The sequence below is a fragment of the Pseudomonas sp. CBS genome (genome assembly GCF_024734645.1).
Lineage (GTDB): Bacteria > Pseudomonadota > Gammaproteobacteria > Pseudomonadales > Pseudomonadaceae > Aquipseudomonas.
In genome coordinates this window covers 984,579-1,001,557 of record NZ_CP102929.1, presented here as the reverse complement: position 1 = coordinate 1,001,557, position 16,979 = coordinate 984,579, and the positions used below count along the sequence as shown (strand labels likewise).

14 protein-coding genes and 1 pseudogene are annotated in these 16,979 nt (G+C 60.6%); 9 read left to right on the top strand and 6 right to left on the bottom strand.

Annotated features, from left to right (window positions below; genetic code table 11):
- The first annotated feature begins 79 nt into the window (after nucleotides 1-79).
- Nucleotides 80-682: a tRNA-(ms[2]io[6]A)-hydroxylase gene (locus NVB75_RS04285; protein ID WP_008431008.1), complete on the top strand. Its 603-nt coding sequence runs from the start codon at nucleotides 80-82 to the stop codon at nucleotides 680-682.
- On the opposite strand, the gene NVB75_RS04280 is transcribed toward NVB75_RS04285, so the two are convergent.
- Nucleotides 638-1,837: an MFS transporter gene (locus NVB75_RS04280; protein WP_258346152.1), complete on the bottom strand. Its 1,200-nt coding sequence runs from the start codon at nucleotides 1,835-1,837 to the stop codon at nucleotides 638-640. The two genes, NVB75_RS04285 and NVB75_RS04280, sit on opposite strands and share 45 nt — an antisense overlap.
- Before the next feature lie 31 nt (nucleotides 1,838-1,868).
- Entirely contained in the window at nucleotides 1,869-2,255 is a 387-nt protein-coding gene (locus NVB75_RS04275) for an ectoine synthase (RefSeq protein WP_178904123.1), read from the bottom strand.
- A gap of 246 nt (nucleotides 2,256-2,501) precedes the next feature.
- Between NVB75_RS04275 and NVB75_RS04270 the strand changes: the two genes are divergently transcribed.
- From NVB75_RS04270 to NVB75_RS04260, 3 genes and pseudogenes are all read left to right on the top strand, one after another.
- Nucleotides 2,502-3,209: a winged helix-turn-helix domain-containing protein gene (locus NVB75_RS04270; protein WP_076013385.1), complete on the top strand. Its 708-nt coding sequence runs from the start codon at nucleotides 2,502-2,504 to the stop codon at nucleotides 3,207-3,209.
- Nucleotides 3,210-4,487, top strand: coding sequence for an ATP-binding protein (locus tag NVB75_RS04265; RefSeq protein WP_258346150.1), 1,278 nt, complete (start codon nucleotides 3,210-3,212; stop codon nucleotides 4,485-4,487). It begins immediately after the preceding gene.
- Between the two features lie 211 nt (nucleotides 4,488-4,698).
- A pseudogene (locus NVB75_RS04260) lies at nucleotides 4,699-4,902 on the top strand (ATP-binding protein); the annotation flags it as partial.
- A gap of 147 nt (nucleotides 4,903-5,049) precedes the next feature.
- On the opposite strand, the gene NVB75_RS04255 reads toward NVB75_RS04260, so the two are convergent.
- Both NVB75_RS04255 and NVB75_RS04250 read right to left on the bottom strand, forming a co-directional pair.
- Nucleotides 5,050-5,853 carry a MipA/OmpV family protein gene (locus tag NVB75_RS04255; RefSeq protein WP_258346149.1) on the bottom strand — a complete coding sequence of 268 codons (804 nt, stop codon included), beginning with the start codon at nucleotides 5,851-5,853 and terminating at the stop codon, nucleotides 5,050-5,052.
- Between the two features lie 6 nt (nucleotides 5,854-5,859).
- The gene (locus tag NVB75_RS04250) at nucleotides 5,860-7,683 is read right to left on the bottom strand and encodes a serine hydrolase (protein ID WP_258346148.1); all 1,824 of its coding nucleotides are present in this window, start codon (nucleotides 7,681-7,683) and stop codon (nucleotides 5,860-5,862) included.
- Nucleotides 7,684-7,883: 200 nt separating this feature from the next.
- Here NVB75_RS04250 and NVB75_RS04245 point away from each other — a divergent pair, with 200 nt between their 5' ends.
- Nucleotides 7,884-8,555, top strand: a complete 672-nt coding sequence (locus tag NVB75_RS04245) for a DUF3313 domain-containing protein (protein ID WP_258346147.1) — start codon at nucleotides 7,884-7,886, stop codon at nucleotides 8,553-8,555.
- A gap of 30 nt (nucleotides 8,556-8,585) precedes the next feature.
- Here NVB75_RS04245 and NVB75_RS04240 read toward each other — a convergent pair whose 3' ends face one another.
- Both NVB75_RS04240 and NVB75_RS04235 read right to left on the bottom strand, forming a co-directional pair.
- On the bottom strand, nucleotides 8,586-9,986 hold the full coding sequence (locus NVB75_RS04240; protein ID WP_258346146.1) for a DUF1254 domain-containing protein: 1,401 nt from the start codon (nucleotides 9,984-9,986) through the stop codon (nucleotides 8,586-8,588).
- A gap of 233 nt (nucleotides 9,987-10,219) precedes the next feature.
- Nucleotides 10,220-10,579 carry a response regulator gene (locus NVB75_RS04235; protein ID WP_063030072.1) on the bottom strand — a complete coding sequence of 120 codons (360 nt, stop codon included), beginning with the start codon at nucleotides 10,577-10,579 and terminating at the stop codon, nucleotides 10,220-10,222.
- A 256-nt stretch (nucleotides 10,580-10,835) separates the two neighbouring features.
- Between NVB75_RS04235 and NVB75_RS04230 the strand changes: the two genes are divergently transcribed.
- From NVB75_RS04230 to NVB75_RS04215, 4 genes are read left to right on the top strand one after another with little or no spacing between them, the layout of a single operon-like run.
- Entirely contained in the window at nucleotides 10,836-14,333 is a 3,498-nt protein-coding gene (locus tag NVB75_RS04230) for a response regulator (RefSeq protein WP_258346145.1), read from the top strand.
- Nucleotides 14,334-15,149, top strand: coding sequence for a protein-glutamate O-methyltransferase CheR (locus NVB75_RS04225; protein ID WP_258346144.1), 816 nt, complete (start codon nucleotides 14,334-14,336; stop codon nucleotides 15,147-15,149).
- Nucleotides 15,146-15,745 (top strand): chemotaxis protein CheB, encoded by a 600-nt coding sequence (locus NVB75_RS04220; RefSeq protein WP_258346143.1) that lies wholly within the window; start codon nucleotides 15,146-15,148, stop codon nucleotides 15,743-15,745. The genes NVB75_RS04225 and NVB75_RS04220 overlap by 4 nt, the downstream gene beginning before the upstream one ends.
- Nucleotides 15,739-16,944 carry a hybrid sensor histidine kinase/response regulator gene (locus tag NVB75_RS04215; protein WP_063030080.1) on the top strand — a complete coding sequence of 402 codons (1,206 nt, stop codon included), beginning with the start codon at nucleotides 15,739-15,741 and terminating at the stop codon, nucleotides 16,942-16,944. The genes NVB75_RS04220 and NVB75_RS04215 overlap by 7 nt, the downstream gene beginning before the upstream one ends.
- The last annotated feature ends 35 nt before the right edge of the window (nucleotides 16,945-16,979 follow it).

Here is a 16,979-nt window from a genome sequence, read left to right as displayed (position 1 = left end):
CATCAAGCCCGGTGGCTGGCGGTCTGCGGCGCGGTCGGTATAATCGCCGGCCTTTTGTGACTCTTTGCCCGTGAGCCCGATGAACCTGCCAGAAATCCACGAATTCCTCGGTTGCCGCACCCCCGACGGCTGGGTCCAGGCCGCGTTGGCCGACCAGGAAACCTTGCTGATCGACCACAAGAACTGCGAATTCAAGGCCGCCAGCACCGCCTTGAGCCTGATCGCCAAGTACCATTCCCACGTCGACCTGATCAACCTGATGTCACGCCTGGCCCGGGAAGAACTGGTGCACCACGAGCAAGTCATGCGCCTGATGAAGAAGCGCAAGATCGAGCTGCGCCAGCTGTCCGCCGGCCGCTACGCTTCGGGTTTGCGCAAAGTGGTGCGCAGCCATGAACCGGTCAAACTGGTGGATACCCTGGTGGTCGGCGCGTTTATCGAAGCCCGCAGTTGCGAGCGTTTCGAAGCACTGGTGCCGCATTTGGACGAAGAACTCGGCAAGTTCTACTTCGGCCTGTTGAAAAGCGAGGCCCGGCATTTCCAGGGTTACCTGAAACTGGCTTACCAGTACGGCGACGCCAAGGACATTGCCCAGGTCATCGACCGCGTGCGCGCCGCCGAGCAGGAGCTGATCGAGTCACCGGACGTCGAGTTCCGCTTTCACAGTGGCGTGCCAGCCTGACGCAATCGCTGCACCGATCAGCGCGGTGATCCCGACGAGTATCAGGATCACCGTCTGCGTCCCCAGCGGCGCCGCCAGCAAAGCAATCAACAACCCGGCCAGTGGCTGCGAAAGGTTGTTAAGCAAGGTCAACACACCCACCGTCTTGCCAAAGTCCTGAACCGGGATTATCCGCTGGCGGGTGCTGCGGATGTACACGTTGAACATCTTGTCGAAGCCGGTCAGCAGCAGGAAACCCACGGCATAAGCCCACACATTCGGGCTGATGGCCGTGATCAACGCTCCCACGGCAATCATCGAATACGACAAACCGCCCAGCACCTTGAGCGGCAGGGAAGCGCGCGCCAGATAGAACAGAATGGCGATGGTCACCACGGCGCCCGCCGCCTGCAGCCCGGCGTAGGTGTCCTTGCCGGCGGCGTATTGACCGATGACCATGGCGGCCGACGTGGCCAGGGTGACGCCGATGATCAGGTTCACGCCCACCGCCAGTGCGATGATCTTCTTCAGCTCCGGCAGGTCGCGGATATGCCCGAAGGCAATGCGCAGTGGTCGCAGCCAGATGTCATGGTGCTGCTCGAAGGTCTCCAGGTTGACCGTGGTGTTGCGCTGCCAGATCAGCATCGCCAGGTCTGCCAGCAGGAACAGCCCGGCAATCCCCAGCACGACCCAATGCCAGGCCCAGACTTCCAGCATCAGCGCCGCCACCAAGGGGCCCAGCACCAACCCGGTCTGGTCGGCAATCTGCGAGTAGGACAAGGTCTTGGCGTAGGTGTAGTGCTTGAAAATATGCGGCAACAGTACTTCCCGGGCCATGATGCCCTGGGTGGTCAACACGCCGCACAGCGCCGAAAGCATGACAATCCAGTAAATCCCATCGAACATTCCATACAGCAGCACCGCCGCCACACACGCCAGCGCCCGGTACACCTGGCTGATATGCAGGACGCGCACGGCGGGATATTTGTCGCACAACGCCCCGCACACCGGGAACGACAGGTAACGCGGCAAGGATTCGACAAAAAACGCCAGGCCCGCCCAGGACACACTGTTAGTGGTCTGGAACACGATCAACGGCACGATGAACAACAGAATCTGGTCGGCCAGGCGTGACAGAAACAGTGAAATGAAGAAAGCCAGGTAATCCTTGCGCATCGTGTGCTCGTGTCCTTGAGTCAAATCGTCGTCAGTAGCCGGAGCCGGATGTATCCGTGAGATTGTGGCGCTCATCGCCCTTGAGCGGCGGGTTGAATACGCTGACCAGCACCAGGTCCTGATCCTTTCCGCCCCTTAGATAATGGCAGTCGTGTTGGTCCAGCGCATAGATATCGCCGGGGCGGATCGGGTAGACATTGCCGTCCATATCTTCGACCTCACCCTCACCGGCGATGCAGTAGCAAGCCTCCAGATGATTACGGTATTGCAGCAGCGACTCAGTGCCGGCGCGCACGACGGTGTGGCAGACGGTATAACCCATCCCGTCCTTTTCCGTCAGCAGCCGATGGCTGGTGCCGGCGCCCCATTCGACAAAGTGCGCGGTGTTTTCTATGTCTGATTTATGACGAACGAACATGATCCTCTCCCGCTATGTAGGTGAAGGGCCATGATTCTCTTGTGCGTGTGGCGTTGTCATCAGCGACACTTCCGAAAAGCGTGTGGGGCGCGCCTGTCGGACGGTGCCGAGTTAAAGACTGCGGTGAAACTGTTAAAAACTCTTAAAAGCATGAAGCTTCGTCGGCCAGTGATGGCCAGCTGCTTTAGTCTGCCTGCTTGCCCCCTATAATGCCCACACTTCAACCCGCGCGTGCACTGGAATTTTATGGATAACTTGGGTCTCGGCAAGGTCTTGCTCGTGGAGGACGATCAGAAGCTGGCAGGGCTGATCGCCCATTTCCTGTCCCAGCATGGCTTCGAGGTGCTGGCCGTGCACCGTGGCGACCTGGCGCTGGCGGCCTTCCTGGAGTTCAAGCCCAAGATTGTCGTGCTCGACCTGATGCTGCCCGGTCAGAGCGGCCTGCATGTGTGTCGCGAAATTCGCAATGTGTCCGACACGCCGATCGTGATCCTCACCGCCAAGGAAGACGACCTGGACCATATCCTCGGCCTGGAGTCCGGCGCCGACGACTATGTGATCAAGCCGATCAAACCGCCCGTGCTGCTGGCCCGCCTGCGTGCCCTGCAACGCCGGCAGACGCCGGAACCCACGGTGCGTGGCGCCCTTGAGTTCGGCCGGCTGACCATCGATCGCAGTTGCCGGGTGGTAAGCCTGGGCGGCGAGAAGATCGACCTGACCACCATGGAATTCGAACTGCTGTGGTTGCTGGCCAGCGCCGCCGGGAAAATCCTCTCCCGCGATGACATCCTCAACCGCATGCGCGGGATTGCCTTTGACGGGCTCAATCGCAGCGTCGACGTGTACATCAGCAAGCTGCGCGGCAAGCTCAATGACAACCCCCGGGAACCGGTGTGCATCAAGACTATCTGGGGCAAGGGTTACCTGTTCAATCCGTTCGCCTGGGAGATTTAGATGTTAAGGCTGTTTCTGCGTCTGTATATCATCCTGGCCATTGGATTGGCGGGGGCGATCTGGCTGGTGAACTACACCTTCGATGAGCTGCTGCCGGAGGCCAACGAAACCTACAACCGCGAAGCCCTGCGCGGCCCGGCCTATGGGCTGCTGGAACAATTGCGGCCAGTGACCGGTGAAGCGCGGGCCGCACGCCTGGCGGAGTTGCAACCGCACTATGGGCTGCGCCTGGCGCTGGTGCAGCAGGACACGCTGAAACTGACCAAACGCGAACAGCAACTGCTGGCCGGTGGCGAGTTGGTGGTGCGCGGTGATTTCATGGAGTTCATCGCCAACATCGACGGCGGCAAGCAGTTGCTGGAAATCAAACTGCCGGAAGAGCCCAAGTGGCTCTACCTGTGGGCATATGGCTTCCTTGGCGCGTGCCTGGCGATCGTGCTGTATTTCTGGGTACGCCCGCATTGGCGCGACCTGGAGCACATTCGTCTGGCAGCCCAGCGCTTTGGTGACAACGACCTGGGCTCGCGCATCCTGCTGCCGCGCCGCTCCACCGTGCGTGAGCTGGCGGGGCACTTCAACCAGATGGCCGAGCGCATCGAAAGCCTGATCGCCAATCAGCGCGAGCTGACCAACGCGGTCTCCCACGAACTGCGCACACCGATTGCGCGGCTGTCGTTTGAACTCGACCAGCTCAAGCAACAGGCCGACCCACGGGAGAGCCGCGCGCTGATCGCCGACATGTACGCCGACCTCGGCGAGCTGGAAGAAATGGTCTCGGAACTGTTGACCTACGCCAGCCTGGAACGCGGCGCCACGCAGATCACTCGGGAAAGCATCGAGGCCCACAGCTGGCTCGACAGCGTCATCGGCAGCGTCGCCCTGGAGGCCGAGGCGGCGGGGGTGCAGTTGCTGCTGCGCACCTGTGAAGTCGATTACATCCGCATCGAGCCGCGCTTTATGGCGCGGGCGGTGATCAACCTGTTGCGCAATGCGATTCGCTACGCCGACCGGCGTGTGGAAGTGTCGCTGGTGAAGTTTGGTGCCGGCTATGAAGTGCGGGTGAATGACGATGGGCCAGGGGTGCCGATGGAAGGGCGGGCGAAGATTTTCGAACCGTTCCTGCGCCTGGACGCCAGCCGCGACCGCCGCACCGGTGGTTTTGGCCTCGGCCTGGCGCTGGTGCAGCGGGTGAGCCAGTGGCATGGCGGGCAGGTTGAAGTGCTGGATTCGGAGTGGGGCGGGGCGTCGTTTCGGATGACCTGGGCGTATGTCGAGTAATCATCCAGGCGCCATGGAGATCAACTGTGGGAGCGGGCTTGCTCGCGAAGGCGGTGTTTCAGTCAATGTATCCGGCGACTGATCCACCGCCTTCGCGAGCAAGCCCGCTCCCACATTTTGATTGGGTTACAAAGTTAGAACGTGTACTCGAGCATCCCCATCACCGACGTCTGCAACCGCCGCACCACAATCGCTCTGGAGGCCGAGGCGGCCGGGGGTGCCGATGGAAGGGCGGGCGAAGATCTTCGAACCGTTCCTGCGCCTGGACGCCAGCGGCGACCGCCGCACTGGTGGTTTTGGCCTCGGCCTGGCGCTGGTGCAGCGGGTGAGCCAGTGGCATGGCGGGCAGGTTGAAGTGCTGGATTCGGAGTGGGGCGGGGTGTCGTTTCGGATGACCTGGGCGTATGTCGAGTAATCACTGAACCGATCGTTCCCACGCTCTGCGTGGGAATGCCTGCCGTGACGCTCCGCGTCACCCATGCGCAGGACTTAGCCTTGCATCGACGGCGGGACGCGGAGCGTCCCAATAGGCATTCCCACGCAGAGCGTGGGAACGATCGCCTTAGAACGTATACTCGAGCATCCCCATCACTGACGTCTGCAACCGCCGCTCCACAATCGGGCTCTGCCCGGCCTTATCCGCCAGGTATTGCACATCCAGCAGCGTCGAAAACTGGGTGTGCTCACTGATCGGCAAACTCCACACCAGGTTCATCCCGTTGCTGATATTGCCGCCGCTGGCCTTGTAGGCCTTGAAGCGGCTGCGTGCGGCCTGGCCGGTGGTGACGCCGTACCAGGTCTGCAGGTAGTTGCTGTCGCCAAAATGGCTGCTGAGGCTGGCGTCCAGCGAACCGTAGTCGCCGTCATACAGGTTGGTGCCCAGGCTCAGCTCCAGATGGGTGAAGGCCTTGCCGGAATCCTTGTGGTCATCTTCTTCGAGCGCATGTTCCAGGGTGGCGCCGACAATCACACCGCCCAGGTTATAGCTGCCACTGACGCCCACTTGAGCGCGGGTCTTGATTTCGCCCATGCCCTTGAGTTTCTTCGAGCCCGGTCGACCGCTCTTACTTTCATCCTTGCGATTGCCACTGGCGCCGACGTAGGCGCTGAAGCTCGCCCCGCCGCCTTCATAACCCCAGCCCAGGCCCTTGTCGGTGTCGAGGAAAACGCCCCACGGGCTGACGATGGCCGCCCCCAGCACCGGCGTGGTCACCCGCTCGTCGCTGCCGCTGTAGCGGGGCAGGTTGGCCGCGCCGGCCTTGAGGGTGTATTCCCAGTCGTCAGCCAGCAGGGTGTCGGCGCTGGCCAGCAGGCACAGCGACGTCAGGGACAGGCACAGGTGTTTTGAACGCATGATGGTCTTCATGTGAGGTCAGAGACTCAAGGGGTTGTGGGGAGAATCGGTACGTTTGAACTGGTAGCCGGAGGCACTCAGGCCATTGATCTGGCGGCTCACGGTGTCCCCCAGGCCATAGCCGTTGCCGGCCAGTACCGCGTGGGCGTTGTCCACGGGCAGCAGGATGTAGTCGGTCAGCGGCTCGTCATGCAGTTGGCCGCGAATCACCAGAAAGCCGTTTTCCAGGCGCACGCTGATGCCGCTCAAGGGCGCGTCGGGTTCGTGGGTGTTGAGCACTTGATAGGTGCCGATGGTGTCGGCCCACGCAGTGCTCAGTGGGGTCTGTTCGATGCGTTCGCCCACGGGCACACGCTGGCCGTGGCTGCGGGCGGTGAGCATCTGGCGGCCTTGCACCGTCACCACATCCAACTGCACGCGGCCCAGTTCACCCAGGTCCTTGAGCCAGAAACCGAGGAATTTCTGCTGCGCCCGCAGCCAGCCCTGGCCGTCACGCAGCAGTTCGAAACGGGTGTCGGCCAACTCGCCATACAACTGACCGTTTTCGTCCTTGATACGGAAAATGCCCCAGGCCGTGGCATAGAAACCGGCCAGGCGCTTGCGGTCGATGGCGGCGGGCACCTGGCGGATCTTCAGGCCGTGGGCCGGCTGTTGGCAGTCGTCGGAACACACCGGGTCGCCGGTCTGGGCCTGAAGCATCAGGCGCAGGGTGTCGGTGGTCAGGGACGCCACCATCTCTTCGGCGCTGCTGTCGTTGGCCATCACAATAACGGCCAGTTGCTGGTCCGGCAGCATCGTCAGTTGTGCGGCGAAATCATCCCCGCCACCGCTGTGCTGGAAGGTGCGTATACCGGGTCCGACCGGCTCATCACCACAGGGCGCGAGAAACCACCCCAGGCCCATCTGGCAGTCGAAGTCCAGGGCATTCCCGGTATTTTGCTGGGTGAACATTTCGTCAATCGACTGGCTGCTCACCACCTGTTTGTCTTTGTAGCGGCCTCGGGCAAAGAGCATGCGCACGTAGTGGCTGAGGTCTTTGGGGCTGGCCCACAAGCCAGCGGCGGCGAGGTCACGCACCTGGGCGTCGGGGCTGACGGTGCCGTTTTCATAACCCAAGGCCCGAAAGCTCAGTTGCGCGCCGGTGCCGACGAAGCTCGACTGGTTCATCTCCAGGGGCTTGAGCAGGCTGCCTTGCAGGCGGTTTTCAAAGTCTTGCCCGCTGCTGCGCTCAATGGCGGCCCCGACCAGGGCGTAGCCGAGGTTGGAATACGCCACTTGGGTGCCCGGCGGAGTGCTCAGCCAAACGCCCGAAATACGCATCGGCATCTGGCCCATGGCAAAGGTGTTGCGCACATCCCGCAGGTGTTCACTGGGCAGGCCCGACTGGTGGCTGAGCAGGCGGCGCAGGGTGATGTCGCGGTCGGCGGCGGCCTGGTCGGAATGAAAGCGCGAGCGTACGTAAAACTCCCGCAGGGTGTCCTGGATCGGGGCGTCTAGGGCCAAGCGCTGTTGCTCCACCAGTTGCAGGGCTGCGGTGGCGGTGAGCAGTTTGGAGAGGGCGCCGGCGCGGAATGCGGTGTTGGGGGTCACCGGTTTGCCGAGGGCTTTGTCGGCAACGCCGAAGCCGTGGGCCCAGATCAGTTCCTGGCCATTGACCAGGGCGATGGACAGGCCGGGTATGTTTTGCCTGGCCATTTCAACGGGGATGCGTTTTTGCAGGTAGCGGATGATTGCGCTGTAGTCGCCCTTGGGGATAGGCGGCGGGGCCGGCGGTTGGCCGTGGCAGCCGAGACTGCCCAGCAGGAAACCCAGCAGCGGAATACTGCGCAATGTGCGAAACATGAGGAGCACCCGAGGGGTGGTTTGGATGCTCGAATGCTAGGGGCGGGCCGTCCATGAGTCTTTGTGAGCTTTGTCGGGAAACTGTCAAAGACTGTTAAAGGGGGGGGGCGCCCCGAGCGGGCTCGCTTCATTGCCGCAGCTCCAGCATCAGCTATACCTAATGCTCAGCGCTTCCTCAACGTCAGCCAAGGAGTATCGCGATGAAACTGGGAATAATGATCAGCACTGTGTGTATTGCCACGATCGGGGTGATGGGGTGTTCCAGCAAGGTGACGCAGCCGGACGAATACTCCGGGTTTCTCTCCGACTACAGCAACCTCAAGGAAGCCAAGTCGCCCTCGGGCGCGCAGGTAATGCGTTGGGTGGACCCCAACCTGAGTCTGAGCCGCTATAACGCGGTGTACATCGAGCCCACCCAGTTCTACCCCAAGCCGCAAGCCAGCACCAAGATCCCTGAAAGCACCCTGCAGGGCATCAGCACCTACTACAGCCAGGCGCTCAAGCGCGAACTGGAAAAGTCCTTGCCTCTGGCCGACGGACCCGGCCCGGGCGTGATAGTGGTGCGTGCGGCGATCACTGCCGTCAGCAGCAAGACCGAAAGTCTCAAGGCCTATGAGTACATTCCTGTCGCCCTGGTGGTCGCCACGGTCAGCACGGGCGCCGGGCTTCGTGACCAGGAAACCACCTTGGGCACCGAAGCCCAATTCCTCGATGGTGCCAGTGGCAAGGTGGTCGCCCAAGTCGTGCGCAAAGGCACCGGTAAGCCGTTGGCAAACGAATCCCAGGTCATGAAAGCCGATGACGTGAAAAGCGTCATCGACGGCTGGGCGTCGGACCTGCATCAATCGTTTTTGAAGCTTAAAAAGGGCTAAGCCTCAAACGCTGCATGACTTGAGCAGGTGCTATTTGATCGGTGTGAGCGGTGGCTGCTTCCATTGCCCGTTACCCACTTCAGGCTTGGGCAGGTAAATGCGCAATAGGGCATAGAACGGCCCGGGTGGTGCTGGCAGCCAGTTGCTTTGTTCCGCCTTCGGTGGCTCGTGGTGCGCGACCAACAGCGTCAGGCCGCCATCGGCGTCGAGCTTGAAGTTGGGCAACATCCCCGACGTGAGCAGGTAGCGCTTCTTCAGATTGGGGGTCAGCAGGTTGGTCTTGGCGTTGTACATGGTCAGTGACCAGAATGCGTCGGCGGGCGGCAACTGGTCCTTGGCAAAGTGCAGGGTGTAGCTGTGGCGTGCGCCGTTGGCGGGTTTGCCTTCGCTGTCCACGGAGTAGCGCAGGTAAGCCGTTTCATCGCCGGAGTTGCCAAACAGGTGCAGGTTGGCGCCAGCGTAACGGTACAGGTAGTTGTTTTGAAGGTGGTCGCGGTTGCCGAACAGGTCTGCGCTGGATACTTGATGGGTATCGATCTTGTCTTTTTTGAAGGCTGCATACTCGGCTTTGCCGTCGGCGATGCCGTCATCCAGCGCTTTGCGTTGCTCAACCGTCAGGGCCTTGAGGTCGAACGGTTTGCCCGCCTCGACGCCGATTCTGGCAAAGCGCGCGAGCAGGTCTTTCTCACTGTCTTGTGGTGCTGCGTAGGCCAGCATGAAGTTCAGATAGCGGAACAGATGCACGCTGTCGCTCATGTTAGGCGTAGGCTTGGGCCAGGCAATTTTAGGCGGCTTGATGGGTTTGGGCTGGTTCACGTAGCTGCTCAGGGTCTGGACCTTATAGCCGCTCTGGATCTGTTTTACCTTACCCAGGTCCTTTTCATCGAACAATTGCGTGCGGTAAAGGGCGTAGGCGATGTTGCTTTCGCTGTACACGACGCGGTCGATATCGGTTGGCTGCTGGCCTTTCCAACCTGGGCCGACGACCATGTAGTGGCCACCATTGTTGCCGGTGCTACGGGTGCCCAGGTAGCCGAAGTTCTGCGTATAGAGGTCGATCAGCTGCACGGCGTAGTAGCGGTTGTCTTCGATCCTGGGCAGGGTCAACACCACTGGCTCGGCCCGCAGATCGAGCCAGACAAAGGAGTTGGGTGTGTCCGGATTGGGGGTGGGGATGGCTGTATCTTTAGGGGTTATCGCTTGCGCAGTGTTGCCGATATGGTTGAACGGCGCCTTGAAGTTCGGCCCGGCTTTGTCAACGGCCTGGCTGTAGAGAGTCTTGTACATCTCCACCACTGGGAAGCCATAAAGGTAGGCTTCTTTGGCAATGGCCCGTGCTTCACTCGGCGTGGCGGTGAAATCGGCCCAGGCGCCGGTACTCATGAGAATCGAGAGGCTCGCCAACAGCAGGCGCGTCGATGTTCGAATCATGTTGTTGCGTCCTTACTGAATCAGTCGGATGTCGTCGAGTTTTCAGCTGTTATCAAAGCAGGCTTCGGTGGGCGCGTACAGTCGCAACTGGCTGAACGTTTGCGTGTCAGGCAGAGTTTGCACTCAGTTGCTCAGGAAGTCTTTTGGCACGTGAGGTTCAACGCAAAGATCTATCGATCAGTCGACATCAACGAGATGAAAGTGCCGCCTGTGGAAGGCGGCAGTGGGGGGAGTCAAGGCAGCATGGATTTGACTTTGTCACGCAACTGATCAATCGAGAACGGTTTGCCAATCACCTGGGTGCCAGCCGGTACACCGATGTTCTCGGCATAACCACTGGCAAACAGAATCGGCAGGGCCGGTCTCAGTTCGCGGGCCTTGGCGGCCAGGTCCACGCCACTCATTCCCGGCAGGCCGTGGTCGGTCATCATCAGGTCGATGGTGTGGGCGGTATCTTTGATGATATCCAGGGCGATTTCAGCGTCTGCCGCTTCAAGCACCTGGAACTCCAGCTCTTCGAGGACATCGACGATCAACATACGCACGATGGCATCGTCTTCGACTACTAGGATGGTGGAGGCTGAGGCGGACATAGTGAGGGTTCCCGAGAAGTTGAGGGGGCAGGTCTTGAGCAGTCGAAAGACCATCCTCTAATGAGTCGCGTCAATCTCGGCAAGTTCCCGAAACAGGGTCGGCATTGTGCCGGGATTGAGTGGAAATGTCCCGTTCGAGGAAGCGACGCGCAGGAGCGTCAGGTCATCAATGCCACTATGGCCAGCAGAAAAATAGCGCTCAGGCGCAACTTTGGGGCAAACTCCCCGTTTTTCCGTATTTGGCCAAGGCATGCCCATGACTCCCGCGTCGTCTGTCGATGAGAAAAGCTTCCGTAAATTGCTGGGTCGCAACGTAGCGCTGCCGCTGAGTGTTGGCGTGCTCAGCGCGGTGTTTTTCGTCGTTCTGATCACTTACCTGTTGTCGGTGATTCAGTGGGTTGAGCACACTGACCGGGTGATCAACAATCTCAACGAAACCTCGAAACTGACGGTGGACCTGGAAACCGGCATGCGCGGTTTCCTGATCACCGGCGATGAGCACTTCCTCGACCCGTATGAAGTGGCCAAGCCGCGGATCATTTCGGACTTGCGCAATTTGCAGGCACTGGTGGCGGACAATCCAGAGCAGGTGGACCGGCTCAAGCGCCTGGAGTCGTTGCAAGTGGCGTGGAACACCTATGCCCAGTCGATGATTGATATGCAGCGCCAAAGCGGTGATTTTCGCACCGCGGTGAAAGCCGGGCGTGGCAAAAGCCTGACGGACGAAATTCGCAAGGAGTACGACCGGGCGGTGGCGATGGAGCAACAATTCCGCATCACCCGGAATGAAGACGTTACCCGCACCACGATCATCAGCGTCACCTTGTACCTGGTGTTTGTGCTCGGCCTGAGCGGCTTCCTTGCTTATGTCGGTCGGAAGAATTTGCTCGAACTTTCAAATAGTTACAGCGAAAACCTCATGTCACAGCAGAGGATCGCCAAGCGCCTGGAGCAGCAAGCCTGGCTGCGCAACGGCCAGACCGAACTGGCCGAGCAGGTTCTTGGCCAACTCACGTTGAACCTGCTGGGTCGCAACATTTTGCAGTTCTTCGCCCAGTACATGGGCTCGGCGGTGGCGGCGCTGTACGTGCGTGAAGAGCACGGCGGCCTTACACGCGTGGCCACTTATGGCTTCTCCCGGGAGCAGGAGCAGCAGGAACAGTCGATCTATAACGATGAAGGTATCGTCGGCCAGTCTGCCCGTCAGGATCGCCTGATTCGCCTGGACGATGTGCCGGTGGACTACTTCAAAGTCAGTTCCGGCCTCGGCGAAGGTTCGACCCGCAGTGTGATGGTGGTACCGACCAGCGACGATGGCCGGGTCAACGGGGTGATCGAGCTGGGGTTCCTGCGTGCACTGGAAGACCGTGATGTCGAACTGCTGGAGTTGATTGCCGGCAATATCGGCACCTCCATCGAAGCTGCCCGTTATCGCCAGCGCCTGCAGGAAGTGCTGGCCGAAACCCAACAGCTTAATGAAGAGCTGCAAGTGCAGCAGGAAGAGCTCAAGACCGCCAACGAAGAGCTGGAAGAACAGTCGCGCATCCTCAAGGAGTCCCAGGCCCACCTGGAAACCCAACAGGCGGAGCTGGAACAGACCAACGAACAGTTGGCCGAGCAGACCCAGACCCTGGCCGAGCAGCGCGATGCCATGGATCAGAAAAACGTGGAACTCAACCGCGTACAGGTCGAGCTGGAAGAGCGTGCCGACGAGTTGCAGCGCTCCAGCAAGTACAAGTCCGAGTTCCTCGCCAACATGTCCCACGAGCTGCGCACGCCGCTGAACAGCTCGTTGATCCTCGCCAAGTTGCTGGCGGAGAACCCCCAGGAAAACCTCAGCGCGGAACAGGTCAAGTTCGCCGAGTCGATCTACTCGGCCGGCAACGACCTGCTCAACCTGATCAATGACATCCTCGACATCTCCAAAGTCGAAGCCGGCAAGCTGGAAATGCGTCCGGAGAACACCAGCGTTGCGCGCCTGGTGGATGGCCTGCGCGGCATGTTCGAGCCGCTGGCAGCCGACCGCAAACTCGGGTTCCAGGTGGAGGTGCAGGAAGGCTCGCCGCACATGCTGTTCACCGACCGCCAGCGCCTGGAGCAGATTCTGAAGAACCTGCTGTCCAACGCGATCAAGTTCACCGAGAAAGGCGAGGTCAGCCTGTCGGTATCCCGGGCGCCGGGCGAAGGCATCGCCTTCACCGTGCGCGACTCGGGGATTGGCATCGCCCCGGACCAGCAGGAAAGCATTTTCGAGGCCTTCCGCCAGGCCGATGGCACCACCAACCGCCGTTACGGCGGCACGGGCCTGGGCCTGTCGATTTCCCGGGACCTGGCGAACCTGCTGGGCGGCTATATCAGCGTCACCAGCGAACCCGGCCAGGGCAGTATCTTTACCCTGGTGGTGCCCGAGCACTATGTAGAGCGTGACGAAGACACTCCGGCGCTGGAACAGCCGCGTGCGGTAGTCCCTGTGCCTGCACCGGCGCCGATCAAGGTTTCGCCGATGCCGATCGCCCACGAAGCGCAGATTCCGCGCTTTATCGATGACCGCGACAAGGCCCCGTTCGCCACGCGTTGCATCCTGGTGGTGGAAGATGAGCCGAACTTCGCCCGCATCCTCTTCGACCTCGCCCATGAACTGGGTTACCACTGCCTGGTGGCCCATGGCGCGGATGAAGGCTACGGCCTGGCGGAACAGTACATTCCCGACGCGATCCTGCTGGACATGCGCCTGCCGGACCATTCCGGCCTGACCGTGCTGCAACGCCTCAAGGAACACGCCGGTACCCGCCACATCCCGGTGCACGTGATTTCCGTGGAAGACCGCGTCGAAGCCGCCATGCACATGGGCGCCGTGGGCTACGCAGTCAAGCCGACCACCCGCGAAGAGCTCAAGGACGTGTTCGCCCGCCTGGAAGCCAAGCTGACGCAGAAGGTCAAGCGTGTGCTGCTGGTGGAAGACGATGACCTTCAGCGTGACAGCATTGCGCGCCTGATCGGCGACGATGACATCGAGATCACCGCCGTAGGCTTCGCACAGGAGGCATTGGACCTGCTGCGCAGCCACATCTATGACTGCATGATCATCGACCTCAAGCTGCCGGACATGCTCGGTAATGAGCTGCTCAAGCGCATGTCCACCGAGGATATCTGCTCGTTCCCGCCGGTGATCGTCTACACCGGGCGCAACCTGACCCGTGACGAAGAGGCCGAACTGCGCAAGTATTCGCGCTCGATCATCATCAAGGGCGCACGCTCTCCCGAGCGTTTGCTGGACGAGGTCACACTCTTTCTGCACAAAGTCGAATCCCAGCTGTCCCATGAACGCCAGACAATGCTCAGGACCGCCCGCAGCCGCGACAAGGTTTTCGAAGGGCGCAAGATCCTGCTGGTGGATGACGATGTGCGCAATATCTTCGCCCTGACCAGTGCCCTGGAGCACAAGGGCGCGATTGTCGTGATCGGCCGTAATGGCCGCGAGGCGATCGAGAAACTCAATGAAGTCGATGACATCGACCTGGTGCTGATGGATGTGATGATGCCGGAGATGGACGGGTACGAGGCCACTGCCTTGATCCGCCAGGACCCGCGCTGGCGCAAGCTGCCGATCATCGCGGTGACGGCCAAGGCCATGAAGGACGATCAGGAGCGTTGCCTGGCGGCAGGCTCCAACGATTACCTGGCCAAGCCTATCGACCTGGACCGGTTGTTTTCATTGATTCGCGTGTGGCTACCCAAGATGGAACGGATTTAATTGGAAAGAAGCACTGACATCGAATTGCGCTTGCTGATTGAGGCCATTTACCTCAAGTACAGCTATGACTTTCGTGATTACTCCGGGGCCTCGGTCAAGCGCCGCGTGACCCATGCGCTGCGCCAGTTCGACTGCGCCACCATTTCGGCCTTGCAGGAACGGGTGCTGCATGACCCAACGGCGTTCATGCAGTTGCTGCAGTTCTTGACGATTCCGGTCAGTGAGATGTTTCGCGACCCCTCGCACTTCCTGGCAATTCGCCAGGAAGTGGTGCCGCTGCTCAAGACCTACCCGTCGATCAAGATCTGGATCGCCGGCTGCAGCACCGGGGAGGAGGTGTACTCCATGGCCATCCTGCTGCGTGAGGAAGGCCTGCTGGAACGCACCATCATTTACGCCACCGACATCAATCCCCGGTCCCTGGAAAAAGCCAAGCAGGGGATTTTTTCCCTTGAGAACATCCGCGCCTATACCCACAACTACCAGCAGGCCGGTGGCCAGCGTTCGTTTGCCGATTACTACACCGCGGCTTACGATCATGCGATTTTCGACAAGACCCTGCGGGAGAACGTGACGTTTGCCGATCACAGCCTGGCGACGGATAGCGTATTCTCAGAAACTCAATTAATTTCGTGTCGTAATGTACTGATTTACTTCAATAAAAAGTTGCAGGACAGGGCGTTTGGGTTGTTTCATGAGTCGCTGTGTCATCGCGGCTTCCTGGTGCTGGGCAGCAAGGAAACCCTGGATTTTTCCGGCTACAGCAAACAGTTCGAACCCTTGGTCAAGCAAGAACGGATCTACCGAAAATTATGAATGAAGCTGCTGCCAGCCCGGTATCCGGGATCGAAGCTATTGTGATCGGCGCTTCCGCAGGCGGTGTCGAGGCGTTGCTGGGCATTTTTGGTGAATTGCCGGCGAACTTCGGCCTGCCGATCATCACGGTGCTGCACCTGCCGGACGAACGCCGCAGCCAGTTGGCGGAAGTGTTCGACCGTCGCGTTTCGATGAAGGTAGTTGAAGCGCGCGACAAGGAAGTGATCCAGCCCGGTACCCTGTATTTTGCCGGCCCCGGTTATCACCTGTCGGTAGAGCACGACCGTAGCCTGTCACTGAGCCAGGAGGACCGCGTGCACCATTCCAGGCCAGCTATTGACTACCTGTTCGAGTCGGCGGCCGATGCGTACGGCGCTGGCCTGATGGCGATCCTGCTGACGGGCGCCAACCAGGACGGCGCCCGTGGCCTGGCCCATGTCAAACAGTGCGGTGGCGTGACGGTGGTCCAGGATCCCGACGAGGCGCGGGTCGCCATCATGCCCCGGGCCGCCCTGGCGCTGCATACACCTGACCATATTCTTCCCTTGAGCCGCATCGGCACCTTGCTGGCTTCCCTGGAATCCTCCCCATGTTAAGTACTGTCCAGGCCAAACTGCTGATCGTCGACGATCTGCCGGAAAACCTGCTGGCCCTTGAAGCGCTGATCAAGCGCGAGGACCGCCAGGTCTACAAGGCATTGAGCGCCGACGAGGCCTTGTCGCTGCTGCTGGAGCACGAGTTCGCGATGGCCATTCTCGACGTGCAGATGCCCGGCATGAACGGCTTTGAGCTGGCCGAGCTGATGCGCGGCACCGAAAAGACCAAGAACATCCCTATCGTGTTTGTCAGCGCCGCCGGTCGTGAGCTCAACTACGCGTTCAAGGGCTACGAAAGCGGCGCCGTGGACTTCCTGCACAAGCCGCTGGATATCCATGCGGTCAAGAGCAAGGTCAATGTGTTCGTCGACCTGTATCGCCAGAGCAAGGCGATGAAGCAGCAGGTTGAAGCCCTGGAGCAAAGCCGCCGCGAGCAGGAAGCCTTGCTTACGCGCTTGCAGGCCACCCAGGCGGAACTGGAGCAGGCCGTGCGTATGCGCGATGACTTCATGTCGATTGTTGCCCATGAAGTGCGCACGCCCCTCAACGGGCTGATCCTGGAAACCCAATTGCGCAAGATGCACCTGGCCCGGGACAACGCCGCGGCCTTTACCATGGACAAGATGCACGCCATGGTCGACCGCGACGAGCGGCAGATCCAGAGCCTGATCCGCTTGATCGAAGACATGCTTGACGTGTCACGCATCCGCACCGGCAAGCTGTCGATTCGCCCCGGCCGCTTTGACCTGACGCAACTGGTGCACAACCTGCTGGAGAATTTCGCGCCGCAAGTGGCAGCGGCCGAGTCTTCGGTTAAGTGGGTCCAGGAAGGGCCGGTGGAGGGCAACTGGGATGAGTTCCGTATCGAGCAGGTGGTGTCCAACCTGCTGACCAACGCTTTGCGCTACGGGGCCAAGAGCCCGGTGGAAGTGCGGGTGTACGCCGAGCATGGCGAAGCACGGGTGGAGGTACGCGACCACGGGATCGGCATCAGCGAAGACAACCAGAAGCGGATTTTCCAGCAGTTTGAACGGGTGTCGGCCAACCACGCCGTGGCGGGCCTGGGCCTGGGGCTGTTTATCTCCGAGCAGATTATCGCGGCCCACGGCGGTACTATCGAAGTCGAAAGCCGGATAGGCGAGGGCGCCTTGTTCCGCGTCTGCCTGCCGCTGGCGCCTGCGCCAGGAAATCAATCGTGAATCCGACGCAACCTCTGCGTGACCCCATGGTCGTA